Source organism: Alicyclobacillus sendaiensis NBRC 100866 (assembly GCF_001552675.1).
Classification (GTDB): domain Bacteria; phylum Bacillota; class Bacilli; order Alicyclobacillales; family Alicyclobacillaceae; genus Alicyclobacillus; species Alicyclobacillus sendaiensis.
This window is the reverse complement of sequence record NZ_BCRQ01000068.1, coordinates 1-14513: the sequence shown is the minus strand read 5'-3', so window position 1 is coordinate 14513 and position 14513 is coordinate 1. Positions and strand designations below refer to the sequence as shown.

The 14513-nt window shown below is 63.3% G+C and carries 11 protein-coding genes, 1 pseudogene and 2 riboswitches; of the genes and pseudogenes, 10 read left to right on the top strand and 2 right to left on the bottom strand.

Annotated elements, in window-relative coordinates; all coding sequences use genetic code 11:
- Nucleotides 1-159: 159 nt before the first annotated feature.
- The 5 genes from AS26_RS11870 (at nt 160) to ribH (ending at nt 5298) form a co-directional block, all read left to right on the top strand.
- Nucleotides 160-1542, top strand: a complete 1383-nt coding sequence (locus AS26_RS11870) for an APC family permease (RefSeq protein ID WP_062309793.1) — start codon at nt 160-162, stop codon at nt 1540-1542.
- A gap of 15 nt (nt 1543-1557) precedes the next feature.
- Nucleotides 1558-1704: riboswitch (FMN riboswitch) on the top strand.
- Between the two features lie 108 nt (nt 1705-1812).
- Entirely contained in the window at nt 1813-2928 is a 1116-nt protein-coding gene (ribD, locus tag AS26_RS11865) for a bifunctional diaminohydroxyphosphoribosylaminopyrimidine deaminase/5-amino-6-(5-phosphoribosylamino)uracil reductase RibD (protein WP_062309791.1), read from the top strand.
- Between the two features lie 2 nt (nt 2929-2930).
- Entirely contained in the window at nt 2931-3584 is a 654-nt protein-coding gene (locus AS26_RS11860) for a riboflavin synthase (protein WP_062309788.1), read from the top strand.
- 17 nt (nt 3585-3601) lie between these two features.
- Complete coding sequence (locus tag AS26_RS11855) at nt 3602-4792, top strand: bifunctional 3,4-dihydroxy-2-butanone-4-phosphate synthase/GTP cyclohydrolase II (RefSeq protein WP_062309786.1); 1191 nt, start codon at nt 3602-3604, stop codon at nt 4790-4792.
- Between the two features lie 38 nt (nt 4793-4830).
- Entirely contained in the window at nt 4831-5298 is a 468-nt protein-coding gene (gene ribH / locus AS26_RS11850) for a 6,7-dimethyl-8-ribityllumazine synthase (protein WP_062309784.1), read from the top strand.
- Nucleotides 5299-5454: 156 nt separating this feature from the next.
- On the opposite strand, the gene AS26_RS14955 is transcribed toward ribH, so the two are convergent.
- Entirely contained in the window at nt 5455-5811 is a 357-nt protein-coding gene (locus AS26_RS14955) for a cold-shock protein (protein ID WP_062309782.1), read from the bottom strand.
- Nucleotides 5812-6157: 346 nt separating this feature from the next.
- Between AS26_RS14955 and hmpA the strand changes: the two genes are divergently transcribed.
- From hmpA to tkt, 5 genes are all read left to right on the top strand, one after another.
- The gene (gene hmpA / locus AS26_RS11840; protein WP_062309780.1) at nt 6158-7375 is read left to right on the top strand and encodes an NO-inducible flavohemoprotein; all 1218 of its coding nucleotides are present in this window, start codon (nt 6158-6160) and stop codon (nt 7373-7375) included.
- Between the two features lie 555 nt (nt 7376-7930).
- The gene (locus AS26_RS11830; RefSeq protein WP_062309776.1) at nt 7931-8161 is read left to right on the top strand and encodes a hypothetical protein; all 231 of its coding nucleotides are present in this window, start codon (nt 7931-7933) and stop codon (nt 8159-8161) included.
- 61 nt (nt 8162-8222) lie between these two features.
- Nucleotides 8223-8323: riboswitch (TPP riboswitch) on the top strand.
- A gap of 94 nt (nt 8324-8417) precedes the next feature.
- On the top strand, nt 8418-8987 hold the full coding sequence (locus tag AS26_RS11825) for an ECF transporter S component (protein ID WP_062309774.1): 570 nt from the start codon (nt 8418-8420) through the stop codon (nt 8985-8987).
- Nucleotides 8984-11305 (top strand): ATP-binding cassette domain-containing protein, encoded by a 2322-nt coding sequence (locus AS26_RS11820; protein WP_062309772.1) that lies wholly within the window; start codon nt 8984-8986, stop codon nt 11303-11305. The genes AS26_RS11825 and AS26_RS11820 overlap by 4 nt, the downstream gene beginning before the upstream one ends.
- Before the next feature lie 130 nt (nt 11306-11435).
- Nucleotides 11436-13451 carry a transketolase gene (gene tkt / locus AS26_RS11815; RefSeq protein ID WP_245629750.1) on the top strand — a complete coding sequence of 672 codons (2016 nt, stop codon included), beginning with the start codon at nt 11436-11438 and terminating at the stop codon, nt 13449-13451.
- A 422-nt stretch (nt 13452-13873) separates the two neighbouring features.
- On the opposite strand, the pseudogene AS26_RS14285 reads toward tkt, so the two are convergent.
- Nucleotides 13874-14513: pseudogene (locus tag AS26_RS14285) on the bottom strand (hypothetical protein); the annotation flags it as partial.

Genomic DNA, 14513 nt, shown 5'->3' with positions numbered 1-14513 from the left:
CCCTCGTGAATCCAGGTTGGAACGAGACTCACAAAGAGTTATACACTTCCCTTTCGTCTGCTGCAAAATCCCGCAAAGAGGTCCGGGAATTCGGTATACTCGAACTACGAAATCTGGTGAAGCGCGGCGAGCGCTCGCCGCTTCGGGGGAGGAGATCTCGTGAACGGCTCGGAAGGTGGAGGATTTCGCCGGTCGCTCGGTCTGCGCCAGGTGCTCGCCATCGCCGTGGCCGCCATTTCGCCCACCACGTCTGTGTTTCTCGTGTACAACACAGCCCTGTTTCAGGCGGGGACGGGCGTGTTCTGGGCCTTTCTCATCGGCGCCTGCATCGCGCTTTCCATGGCCTTTTGCTACGCGGAGCTCGGCTCTGCCTATCCCGGTGCGGGCGGCGCGTACCGCATCGTCGAGCGAGTGCTCGGCGAGCCGTTTGGCTTCATCGCCGTTTTTCTGTTCCTCGTGCTCGGCGTCGTGATCACCGCCAGCATCCTCGTCTCCGCCGCCTCCTATCTGCATTCGCTCGTCCCGGCGCTCCCGGTCAACTGGACGGCGGTCGCCATGATGGCCATCGTCACCTGGCTGTCGCTCGAGCGCATCGGCGCGACGAGCGCCGTGGCGACGGCGATGCTCGCGCTGGAGCTCGCCGTCATCCTCGCGTTCACCGGTCTTGCGTTCGCGCACGCAGAGCATCCGCTCGCCTACCTCGGGCGCCTGTCGTTTCCCATCCAGGTCGATCACGCCCCGCAGACCGTGACCTGGCAAGCGCTCCTCTCCGCGGTGGTGCCCGCGCTCTTTGCGTTCAACGGCTACGACTGGCCCCTCTATTTCGCCGAAGAGACCGTCGAGACAAGGCGCGTGCTGCCCCGCGCCGTGCTATTGGCGGCCATCATCAGCGTGGTGGTCGAGGTCCTCGCCGTGATGGCGGCGACGCTCGCCGTGCCGCACGCCTTCTTCACCGCCATTCCGGCGTCTTACTTACCGCTCGTGGCCATCGCGCAGTCTGCCGCTGGTCCGGTCGGCGCGACCGTACTCTTGGCGGGCGTCATCATCGCCATGTTCGACACCGGGCTCACGGGCAACCTGGCCTACGCGCGCATCTATCTCGACGCCGCGCGGGACGCGCGTTGGCCAGGGTCCGTCAACCGATTCTTCGCCAGCATGAATCGCCGCGGCGTGCCCAAGTGGGGATTCGTGTTGCTCGGCGTGGGCAACGCGCTGTTGTGCTACTTCACGTCGCTCAACGACCTCATTACCTTCACCGGCGTGATCATCGTGACCATCTATCTCCTGGTGGCCGTGTCGGCCGTCGTGCACCGGCTGCGCCGCACCTCGCCCCAGGCGCCGTTTCGCATGCCGCTCTGGCCGTTGCCGCCGCTCATTGCGCTCTTTGGCGTCGCGTTGTCGCTCGTCGAACAGGCCCCGGTCGATCTCGTCCGCACGGCGGTCCTCGTCGCCGTCGCGCTCGTGTACGCGCTCGCCTACCTCGAGAGGCGCCAGGACTTGCGATCCGGCCGCGAATCGTCCATGATGGAAGACAACAACTGAATCGCACGCACACGCGCAATCCTTCGGGGCAGGGTGAGGCCGCAAGGCCAATTCCCGATCGGTGGTGATCCGAGCGCATGACTCGGTCAGTCCACGAGCCGCAAGGCACGAACTGGTGAGATTCCAGTACCGACGGTATAGTCCGGATGAAAGAAGGATGGCGGCGCGTCGGCGCACGTCGTGCGCTTTCGCAGCTTGCCGAGACTTTTTTGCCCATTCGCCCCTGGTTGCCATGGGCTTTTTTCATGGGCCTGAAATGGGGGATGGCCGTTGACCGAAGACGAGCGGTACATGCGCATGGCGCTCGAGGTGGCGCGCCTCGGCGAGGGCCAGACCTCTCCGAATCCGATGGTCGGCGCCCTCGTGGTGCGCGACGGCCATGTCGTCGGCCAGGGCGCACACCTCAAGGCGGGCACGCCGCACGCCGAGGTCCACGCGCTCCGCATGGCGGGCGATGCCGCGCTCGGCGCGACCCTCTACGTCACCTTGGAGCCCTGCAATCACCACGGGCGAACGCCGCCCTGCACGGACGCCATCCTCGCTTCCGGCGTGCGGCGCGTGGTGGTGGCCACGCTGGACGTGGATCCGCGCACGGCGGGGCTTGGCGTCAAGCGGTTGCAGGCGGCCGGGATCGACGTCACGGTGGGCGTGCTCGAAGAAGAGGCGCGGGAACTCAACCGCCACTTCTTTCACCGCGTCACGACCGGTCGCCCCTACGTCATCTACAAGGTGGCCATGACGCTGAGCGGCCACGTGGCCGCGTCGAACGGGCACAGCCAATACGTCACGGGCGTCGAGGCCCGTGACGACGTCCATCGGCTGCGGCAGCTCATCCCGGCCATCGGGGTCGGCGTCGGGACCGTGCTCGCGGACAATCCGGAGCTCACCGCGCGCCACCTCGACACGGGTGTGAGGCGAGATCGCCAGCCGCTTCGGGCCGTGTTTGACACGCGCCTTCGCACGCCGCCGACCGCCCGCCTCTTGGCGGCTCCGGGGCGCACGCTCGTCCTCACGTCGGAGCGCATGGCCTCGTCGCCTGCCGCGAGCCGGCTCGCCGCGCAAGGCGACGTTCGCGTTGTTCCCGTACCCGAGCGCGGCGGTCACCTGGATCTCGGCGCGGCGCTTGCGGCCATCGCGGCCGAGGGCGCCAACGCCCTTCTGCTGGAGGGCGGGCCGACGATTGCGGCGGCGCTTCTGCAGGATAGGCTCATCGACGAGGTGCGCGTCTACGTGGCGCCGAAGCTCCTCGCGAGCGGGTTGCCCGCACTATCCGGCGCCCTCACGCAGTCGATGGCGGAGGCCGTTTCTCTTCACGGTGTGAGGACCGAATGGCTGGGTGGCGATCTCGTCCTCACAGGGCGCGTTCAATATCGTGAGGGGGTGTGAGCATGTTCACAGGACTCGTGGAAGGCACCGCGCGCCTCGCGGCGGTATCCCGCCACACCGGCGGGGCCACGTTCACGCTGGAGGCGCCGTTTCTCATGGACGACTTGCGCGTCGGCGACAGCGTCGCGGTGAACGGCGTCTGCCTCACCGCGGAGACCGTGGGCGGCGGCTCGTTCACGGCGACGGCGGTGCCCGAGACGCTGCGCCGCACGAATCTCGGCGAACTCCAGCCGGGCGGCCGCGTGCACGTCGAGCGGGCCATGCGCGCCGACGGCCGATTTGGCGGGCATATCGTGAGCGGGCACATCGACGGGGTCGGTCACGTGGCGGACGCGTACCCGGACGGCGACGCGCGTGTCCTCGTCATCCGCGTCGATCCGTCGCTCGCGCGCTACCTGGTGGACAAGGGATCCGTGGCCGTGGACGGCGTCAGCCTCACCATCATGCGCGCGGAACGGGACCGGTTCTCCGTATCCATCATCCCGCACACGCAGGCGGTGACGCGGTTTGGCGAGATCCAAATTGGGCACACCGTGAACATCGAGTGCGACGTGATCGCCAAGTACGTCGAACGGCTCCTGGCGTACCGCAGAGACGGCGGCGCTTCGGGTGGCATCGACGCCGCGTTCTTGGCGCGGCACGGCTTTTTGCGCTGACGAGGAGGCGAAGGAGCATGAACACCATTGAAGAGGCGCTCGAAGATCTGCGCCAGGGGCGCGTCGTGATCGTCGTGGACGACGAGGACCGGGAGAACGAAGGGGACTTCGTCGCGCTTGGCAGCCGCGCCACGCCGGACGTGGTGAACTTCATGATCACGCACGGCCGTGGGCTGTTGTGCGTGCCCATCACCGAAGACCGCGCCAGGCGGCTCGGGCTCGAGGCGATGTACGAGCGCAACACGGACAACTACGGCACCGCCTTCACAGTGTCGGTCGATCTCGCCACGACCCACACGGGCATCTCGGCCTTCGAGCGGGCGGAGACCATCGCGGCCATTGTCTCGGAGGACACGGGCCCGGACGATTTCCGCAAGCCGGGCCACGTGTTTCCGCTCGTCGCCAAGCCGGGCGGCGTGCTGCGCCGCGCGGGCCACACGGAAGCGGCGGTCGATCTCGCCCGGCTTGCTGGGGAGCCTGAGGTGGGGGTCATCTGCGAGATTCTGAACGACGACGGGACGATGGCCCGCCTGCCGCAGCTCGAGCAGGTGGCGGCGCGGTTCGGCCTGAAGCTCATCACCATCGCCGACCTCATCGCGTACCGCAAGCGCACGGAAAAGCTCGTGCGCCGGGCCGCCGAGGCGGAGTTGCCCACGGCGTATGGCCACTTTCGGGCCGTGGTGTACGAGAGCGAGATCGACCAGAAAGAGCACATCGCGCTCGTCATGGGCGATGTCGCGGACGGCGAGCCGACGCTCGTGCGCGTGCACTCGGAGTGCCTCACGGGCGACGCGTTCGGATCGCTGCGCTGCGACTGCGGGCCTCAGCTTCACGCCGCGCTGCGCCAGATTGCGAGGGAGGGCAAGGGTGTGCTGCTGTACCTGCGCCAGGAAGGGCGCGGCATCGGCCTGTTGAACAAGATTCGGGCGTACGCGCTCCAGGATCAGGGGCTCGACACGGTGGAGGCCAATCACAAGCTCGGTTTCGCCGACGATCTGCGCGACTACGGCATCGGGGCGCAGATCTTGCGCGATCTCGGCATCCGCAAGATGCGCCTTTTGACCAACAACGTGCGCAAGATCAAGGGCATCGCGGGGCACGGGCTCGAAGTCGTGGAGCGCGTGCCGCTCGAGGTGGACCGCAATCCGTACAACGAGGCGTATCTGCGCACCAAGCGGGACAAGCTGGGGCACCTCCTAAACCTGTGAGACGAGCGGAATGCGTGACGGAGAGAGGGGCATGGCAAGTGCGCGTGTATGAGGGCAATTTCATCGGGCAGGACTTGCGGATTGGCATCGTGGCATCTCGGTTCAACGACTTTATCACGAGCAAGCTGGTGGAGGGCGCTCTGGACGCGCTTAGGCGCCACGGCGTGCCTGAGGACCACGTGGAGATGGCCTGGGCGCCCGGCGCGTATGAGATTCCGCTGGTGGCCCGCTGGATGGCCGAGTCCGGGCGCTATGACGCGGTGGTGGCGCTGGGCTGCGTCATTCGCGGCGCCACCGCGCACTTCGATTATGTCGCCGGCGAGGCGGCGCGGGGGATTGCGCAGGTCAGCCGCGACACGGGCGTTCCGGTGATGTTTGGCGTGTTGACCACGGACACCATCGAGCAGGCCATCGAGCGGGCCGGCACCAAGGCCGGCAACAAAGGCGCCGAGGCGGCTATCGGGGCCATCGAGATGGCGAATTTGCGGCGGGCGCTTCGCGGCTAGGGCGGACGATGCCATCGGGGTGAGGTTCGCGCCGCGCTTGCACGAGGGCGCTCGGCGGCTTCGCGAGTGCCCTCTGTGCAAGGCGTTGAGCCGACGGTGCCGGGGCGTTGGGAAGCGCCGGTTGGCGCGTTCGCGGGCTGCGCCCTCGGGGCGCCATCACTTCGGTGTGGCCGGCCCCTGGCCGCCCAACGGCCGTGCGCGGGCAGCGAATCGCTGAGGATAGTGCCGAGGCGGCGGGCTGAGGGTGTCCGGAGCGCGCTGTGATGGGGGCTGTGCTGCGCACAGAGCATCCTTCACGACGACGTTTCTCGCGCTTCGCCGCTGCTCCTCCGCATCAGGGTTGGTGACGAGGTCGAACTCGACGCATTGGCCGTTGCGCAAAAAACGGTATCCGGGGAATCGGTCGGGATGGGGCAGAATGGCGCTGAAGTGCACCCAGACGTCCTCGCCGTCCTCCGCGCGAATCCAGCCGAAGCCTTCGTCGTCCCGCCATTCTTTCACGATGCCTTCCACGATTGTTCACCTCAAACCTTTTCTGTGCGCCCCTTGACACAAGGATCCTTATGCTATCAATCACCATAAGATTCTGAATGAAGCGGCGCAACTTCAGGCCCGCGAACGCCGCAGCAGTGCTCGAGGAACAAATTTCGAGGGCGCTCAACGGTTTTGGGGTGAAGTGATCACACTGATGCGCGAAGCTTGCGACGAGAAGCTGGCGAAAGAGCAAAAAGACCGCGTAAATCACTGTTTTGTAAGATACCGATCATACTTTCGACAAAAAGATGCATGGAATATGCATCTTTTTTCTTCGGTAAGGGTCTAAACTCAAGATGTATCCACTCATGAGGGAGGCAGGTCTATGCTGAGTAGAAAAGACCGGGACATCATTGCCTCAACACTTCCCGTGCTGGAAGAGAAAGGGGAGCAAATCACCCGGAGATTTTATCAACTTCTGTTTGAGTCTCATCCTGATTTTTTAAATTTATTCAATCAGTCTAATCAACATCAGGGTCGGCAGCAAACGGCACTCGCGCAGGCGATTTATGCCGCAGCTGCGCACTTGGATGATCTCAACGCTATTCATTCTACTGTCATGCGTATCGCCGAAAAACACCGAGCGCTCGGGGTTCAGCCGGAGCAATACCCGATTGTCGGCGAAACGTTACTCTCCGCCATGCAAGACGTGCTGGGCTCCGCAGCTACGCCCGAGATCCTTGACGCATGGGCGCGCGCCTACGACCAGATCGCAGACGCCTTTATCACTGTCGAAGCCGAATTGTATAAGCAGGCTGCAGAACAGGTGGGTGGCTGGCGCGGCGAGCGCGCATTCGTTGTGCGAGACAAAGTGAAAGAGAGCGATGTCATCACGTCGTTTTATCTTGAACCGCAAGACGGAGGTCCTATTGCGCAGTACGCGCCTGGCCAGTATCTCACGGTAGTCGTGCGCATACCGGGTCATCCTTATGTCCAGCGTCGTCACTACAGCTTGTCGGATGCTCCTGGCAAACCGTATTACCGCATTAGCGTAAAGCGCGAGGCAGCGATCGGAGAGAAACCCGCTGGTCTCGTATCTAATTACTTACACGATCATGTTCATATCGGTGACATTCTTTACGCTACGCCGCCTGCGGGTGATTTCCGCTTAGACCCGGATGATCAGACACCTGTTGTCTTTCTCAGCGGCGGTGTCGGCATGACACCTCTGATGAGCATGGTAGAAGCGGAAGCGTACCGCGGCACTCGACGTCAGATGGTCTACGTGCATTCGGCACTGAATGGAGCGGTTCACGCCTTCGACGCGCGGCTTCGCGCACTGGCGCAGCAGCCCGAATTCACCTATTACGTCGTGTACGAACGCCCGAGCGCGGATGACCGCACACATCCGCATCTTGTAAAAGAGGGTTTTGTCAATCGCGACCTGATTGAGCAGGTGTCTCCCGCAGGCGCGGTGTACGCTTTCTGCGGACCGACACCATTCATGCGCACCGTTTACCGCAGCTTGCGAGAGATGGGCGTTCCGGACGAGCGGATCCGATTTGAGTTCTTTGGACCAACCCAACAGTTGTTAGAATCCTAACCAGTCGGAGCAGGCCGCCGTGAATCCCCATGTCGCACTGCCTTCCGGGAGCAAACAGAATTTCCTGCTCTGCTGCACTGACATAGGTAGGGCTGTGGCGGACCAGGATGGCAGCGCCGTGCTGGGGCCGTCTGATGAGCGAAGTTGACAGTCACTCCAAGGTGGGCCAACCCTATGCGGAGTGGCTGTCGTCCTTTTTGCAGCGATCAAGGACTCGAAGCAATCATGAGGGTGGTTCTGGACACGAACGTTTAGATCTCGGGATTCCTGCTCCCGAACAGTATATCGGGGCCTATCGCGGAAGCGTGGCGGTCTGCCCAATATACGCTCGTGGTATCTGAATCCACGCTGGGCCCTTGATATGTGTACATCTCCTGAGCTTTCGCTCTCCTCGTTCGTTCGCCGCGCGTGCCGACGATTTTGGACACCGACAACTTGAAACACACGGCCTGCCGCCCCTTGACGCTCCATGAACCTGATGTTACCATTCATCATAAGATTCTGAACGCCGCGGCGCAACTTCCGACGAGCGCACGGAGAAAAGGGGAGAGCCACATGCGCGCGTGGTTCGCATTCCTGCGCACGCCCTGTCGCAAACGCCTGTCCAAGCGGCAGCGGCTCGCCATCCTGGCCCTGACGATGACCGTGAATTCGCTATTTCTCGCGGACAATCGATATCTCCATCTGGGAGACGGGTTTTGGGGCGGTTTCGTCTTGGGCATCTGGATCATGTCCAACGTGCTTTTCATCTTGAACGCCGCCATGCTCATCCGAGAGCGGTTCTGAGGCATGCGGCTTGTGCCTTTTGCGCCGCGATGATACACTGAAGTCGAACAATTTCATCGTGAGAAGGGCCTAGGGGTGCCGGAAGGCTGAGAGGCGGGTATCCGCCAACCCTGTGGACTCGATCTGGGTAATACCAGCGTGAGGAAGTGCCCGTCATCGTCCATGTGCGCCCTTTTCCCTTCGTGGTGAAAAGGGCGTTTTCGTTGTGGCGTGCGGCGCTCCCAGGGCCTGTTCCACGAACGGGGAGCGGAATGCGATGTCCAGATGGAAGCTGCGCGAAGTCATCCTCATGGTCGTGTTGGCCATTGTCTGCGGGGGCATTTACCGGGTGTGGGACGTGCTCTACGCCCTCATTCCCGCCACCGCCTACGCGCTTCAGGGCGTGATGACGGGGCTCTGGATGATCGCGGGCGTCATGGTCCCATACATCATTCGACGGCCGGGCGCCGCGCTCATCGCAGAGCTGGTGGCGGCCGCGGTGGAGCTGTTGCTCGGCGAGCAATGGGGACTTTCCAACATGATCTCGGGCCTCATTCAAGGCATCGGTTCGGAAATCGCCTTCCTTATCTTCGCCTATCGCGTCTGGAACACGGGCACCTGCGCCTTGTCCGGCGTGCTGGCGTCCGCGGCGTTCATGTTCCAATGGTACTTCCAGTACGGCGGTGACAAGCTGCATCTCGGCACGCAGATCGCGTTTGTCCTCATCTCGCTCGTGAGCGGCGCACTGCTCGGGGGACTCCTGCCGAAGGCGCTCGCGGATGCGCTCGCTCGCACCGGCGCGCTGCGCAATTACGAGATCGCCAAGCGGTCGGTGACCTCGGCATGATAAGCGCCACGGCAGGGGTCGAACGGGCGATGGCGGTCGAGGTGCGCGGTCTCACGGTGACGTACGAAGAGGCGGCGCAACCCGCGCTGGTGGACGTGTCGTTCACGCTTGCAAGGGGACAATGCCTGCTCGTCATCGGGCCGAGCGGCTGCGGCAAAAGCACACTCGCCATGACCATCGCGGGCATCGTGCCGCGCTCCGTCGAGGCGCGGGTGGAGGGTGAAGTTCGCCTTGCGCAAGAGCTTAAAGCGCCAGGGAAGATTGGCTACGTGTTTCAGGACCCGGATCTCCAGTTTTGCATGCATCGGGTGGACGACGAGTTGGCGTTCGGCCTGGAGAATCTTCGGGTTGCGCGCGACGAGATGCCTTCTCGCATGCGGAGCGCATTGGCGGCCGTGGGACTCCGCGTTGGGCTCGGCGCTCGCCACCATGCCTTCTCGGGCGGCATGAAGCAGAAGCTCGCCGTCGCCTCCGCGCTCGCCATGGATGCCGATCTCGTCATCCTCGACGAGCCCACCGCGAACCTGGACCCGGATTCGCGCCGCCACGTCTATGACGTCATCCGCCGCCTGAAGGAGGCGGGGAAGACGGTACTCGTCATCGAGCACCGGTACGAGCCGCTTCTCGAGGTGGCGGACGAGGTGTTGGAGCTTGCGCCAGGCGGGCGCGCCGTGGCCGTGCATCGTCCGGAGGACGCCCCGCGCAGGGCTCCGCGTCATCGGCAGCGCGGGGTGACGGTGCGCGCACAGGACGCCCCCGTGCTCGAAGCGCACGGTCTTGCGCTTCGCTATGGCCATCAGGACGTGTGGCGGGACGTCCACCTGGCGGTCCGGCCCGGTGAATGGCTCGCCATCGTGGGCGCGAATGGCGCCGGCAAGTCGTCGCTGCTCGAGGTGCTTGCGGGACTCCGCCGGCCCACCGCGGGCGAGGTGCGTTTTCGCGGAGAGCCCATGCATCGGATGTCCGCGAAGGAACGCTACGGCCGCATCGCCTATGCATTTCAAAACCCGGAGTACCAGTTTCTCTACGAGCGCGTGGCCGACGAGATGGCCGGGCGCGTGCTCGGGGACGAGGTGCCGGACGAGGTGGAGCGGGAGCTTCGGGCGTACGGGCTTGCCGGCCTCGGCCACCATTCGCCCTTTGGCATCAGCCAGGGGCAGAAGCGCCGCCTCGCCATGGCCGTGATGATGCGCCAAGGCGCGGACGTGTGGCTCGTCGACGAGCCGACCTACGGCCAGGACGAGGAATCGGAGCGCATGATTCTCGACAGGCTCGATGCGCTGTGCGAAGCGGGCAAGGCCGTGATCGCCGTCACGCACGATCTCGACCTTGTCCGCGCGCACGCCGATCGGGTGATGGTGCTCGCGGACGGTGGCGTCCTGTACGACGGGCCGCCGGAAGCGCTGCTGCGAAATCGGCCGCTTTTGCGGCGGGCGCGCCTGGATGAGACGGCGCCCGTGGCGCCTAGCCCCGCGCAAGACACCTGGGGTGCGCCCGGGCGCGAAGCGGCCGCCGTCGAGATGGAGCGCGATCCCGCCGCCATGCCTGCGCAGGCGCCGTCGTCCGCGAGGCGGGCGAGATCGCCACTCATGCGGTGGCACCCCGATGTGAAGGCCGTCGCGCTTCTCTGCGTCGCGGCGATTGCGCTTTGCGCGCGCACGTTTGCGGCGGAAGGATGGATCTGGGCGCTCGTCGGCATCCTGGCCTTCGCGCTTGGCTGGCTGTCGCCGTGGAAGCTCGCCAAGCGCCTGTCGCCGCTTCTCGTCATTTACGCGGTCTACCTGTGGGCCTTTGCGGCCAACGCCGCGGCGCCCGCCGGTACGCACGCGGTGCACTGGCTTTGGTTCGACCTGACTGGGTACGGCTTCAAACAGGGGCTGCTCGTGGTGCTGCGGACCTTCGCCACCGTGGTGCTCGCATACGTGCTCGTCGCCACCACCGACGGCACCGACTTCATGGTCGGCCTGTCGCAGTCGTTCCACCTGCCGCCCAAGCTGTCGTACGGGGCCATGGCCGGTACCGGCTTTCTCGGCCGATTCCAGCACGATCTCGACGTGTTTCGCATGGCGCGCCGCGTGCGCGGTCGCGAAGGCTGGTGGGTTCTGCGCCCGGTCCGCTACGCCCTACCGCTTCTCGCGCAATCCATTCGGGTGAGTGAGCGGCTTGCCATCGCCATGGAGGCGCGGGGGTTCTTCGGCCCGCCCGCGGAGCGATGGGACGGGAGGACCTACTGGCGCAGGCTTCGGCTTCGCGCGGGGGATCTCATCGCGGCCGGGATCGCCGTGGCTGCGGCTCTCGCATGCCTGTGGGCGCCGTGAGGATTGGATCCCGCCGGGCCTCGGCGATGAGAAACTTGTCCGGATGACTTGGGGAAACCGCTGGCCGCGAGGCCACGTTTCCCACGGGCAAGAGCGGAATTTGTGGTATCATAGGGACGTGGCTGAAAACATGGAGTGGGAGTGGGACATGATGCCCTTCACAGAGGTCGATCAACTGGCGGTCAACACGATTCGCACGCTGTCGATTGACGCCGTCGAGCGAGCCAATTCTGGCCATCCAGGCCTGCCGATGGGCGCCGCGCCGATGGCCTACGTGCTTTGGACGCGGTTTATGAAGCACAATCCCGCGAATCCCAAGTGGGTGAACCGGGATCGGTTTGTGCTGTCCGCGGGCCACGGGTCGATGTTGCTCTACTCGCTGCTTCACCTGTCCGGCTACGACGTCACGCTGGAGGATCTCAAACAGTTCCGCCAATGGGGCTCGAAGACCCCGGGCCACCCGGAGTACGGTCACACGCCGGGCGTCGAGGCCACCACAGGGCCTTTGGGCCAAGGCATCGCGATGGCGGTAGGCATGGCGATGGCGGAGCGGTTCTTGGCGGCGAAGTTCAATCGCGACGGGCACGACGTGATCGATCACTATACATACGTCCTGTGCGGCGACGGGGACTTGATGGAAGGGATCAGCGCGGAGGCGAGTTCGCTCGCCGGACACCTGAAGCTGAACCGCCTCATCGTGCTGTATGACTCGAACAGCATCTCCCTCGACGGCCCGACCGATTGGGCCTTCACGGAGGACGTGAAGAAGCGGTACGAGGCGTACGGGTGGAACGTGCTGCGCGTCGAGGACGGCAACAACCTCGAGGAGATCGAGGCGGCTATCGCGAAGGCGAGATCGTTCACGAATGCGCCGACGCTCATTGAGGTGCGGACCATCATCGGGTATGGCGCGCCGAAGAAGCAGGGCACGGCCAGCGCACACGGCAGCCCGCTCGGCAAAGAGGAGGCGCAGGCCGCGAAGGCCGCTTATGGCTGGCACTACGAAGAGGAGTTCTATGTGCCAGACGAGGTCCGGAAGCTGTTTGCCGAGGTGAAGGAAAAGGGCGCGAAGGCAGAGGCGGCGTGGAACGACGCCTTCCAGGCGTATGCGAAGGCTCATCCCGATCTCGCCCGCACCTTTGAGCAGGCGTTCGCCGGCAAGGTGGATGTGGACTTCGACAACGTCTTGCCGGAGTTCAACGAGGCCATCGCCACGCGCGAGGCGTTCGGCAAGGTCGTGAATGCCATCGCGCCGCACATCCCGACGCTGCTCGGCGGATCGGCCGACTTGTCCAAGTCGAACAACACGATGATCAAGGACGAAGATCACTTCAAGGCGCCGGACTACGCGGGCAAGAACGTGTTTTACGGCGTGCGCGAACACGCGATGGGCGCGATGATGAACGGCATCTGCCTGCACGGCGGCGTGTTCCCTTACGCGGGCACGTTCCTCGTGTTCGTCGATTACCTGCGGCCGGCGGTTCGGCTAGCGGCCCTCATGCAGCAGCCGTCGCTCTTCGTGCTCACGCACGATTCCATCGCCGTGGGTGAGGACGGGCCGACGCACGAGCCCATCGAACAACTGCCGTCGCTGCGCGCCATCCCAGGGCTGCGCGTGTTCCGCCCCGCGGACGGCACCGAGACGGCGCTGGCGGTGAAATACGCGCTGACGCACCGCGATAAGCCGGTGGCGCTCGCGCTCACCCGCCAGAAGGTGCCTGCGCTTGCGGAGGTGAAGGCGCACAAAGGCGACTTCGATCGCGGCGGCTACATCGTCTTCCAGCACGAGGACGGCTCCGATCTGGCGCTGTTGGCGTCCGGCTCCGAGGTCCAGCTGGTGCTCGAGGCGGGCAAGCGGCTTGCGCAGGAGGGTGTGAAGGTCCGCGTTCTCTCCTTCCCGTCCATCGACGTCTTCTTGGAGCAGGATGCGTCGTATCGCGAATCCGTCCTGCCGAGCGCGCTGCGCAAGCGCCTGGCGGTCGAGATGGCGCATCCCATGAGCTGGTACCAGTTCGTTGGCTTGGACGGCAAGGTGCTTGGCATCGACCGCTTTGGCGCGTCGGCGCCCGGCGACGTGGTCGTGCGCGAGTACGGCTTCACCGTCGATCACGTCTACGAACTCGCCAAGGAGCTCATCGGCCGCTAAATGCTGCGGGCTGGATTGAATCGAAGGCCATCCAATCGGACGCTTGCGTCCGGCGGATGGCCTTTTTTGAGGGGGGTTGTGGGCGGCGGCGCACAGGGATGTGTTCGATGTGGTAGCAATCTTTTATCGTAAGTAGCCATGTGAAAAGGGGACTTTCGGAATTCATGCATTGCTGAGGATCTACTGGAACGTATATTCTAAGTTTGTTGTGAGCTCTCGGGAAGAGAATGACCGATGTATCTTCGAGACAAGGCGTAGGCGCAACTACCCATAAAACAGGGCGGCTGCTCCCCAGTGGAGTGTGACAATGGCAAGTTGGAGCTTACTTACGAGCGATAAGATGCCCAAGCAGATTTGGATTCCCAGTAAGGCCAAGATCGATAGGCTAGTCTTGCTCAGAAATTGATTTGAATGTGCGGTAATCACGAACCAAATACAATACAAGATAAGAGCAATATAGCAGTCGTTGTAGCATGTATGATGAGCAATGCTTCATTGAGTCCGGTAGAGGGCGGGACGTGTTGTCCGTGACTTAAGATGTAGCTATCTTCTCCAAACAACGCTTGGCTCGCTCCGGAGTGCCGAAAGACCGCCCCAGCGGTCACAGTGAACAACCTTGTCATGTAGAGAAACCATGCTCGTTTCTTCATCACGGGGTTCGTGTATCGATTCTGGAAAGCGGCGACTCGTGTGAACCGGTCTTGTTTTGTAGCGATATTGGATAAATGAATAAACAAGGAAAGAATGATCATTTTATTAACGAAATCTACATTTGTAGCAACAACAGGAAAAACAAACGTACAATCAATTTGAACAATCAAAGAGATAATCCCCAAAATAATCGTCCACATCATATGCTTGTTTTCACGATAGTGTTTTAGAATCCAAATGAATAACCAAGTAACGAGGATTCCCAGAAGAACAGCTGCAATTCGATGGGATAGTTCGAATACCAGAGACATGTTCTCTTGCAGCGGATGCTCACACAACGGCCACTTTGGGCATGCAAATCCAGCGTTTTCTCCTACGATTAAACCCGCTATCACCATTTGCACTCCCACT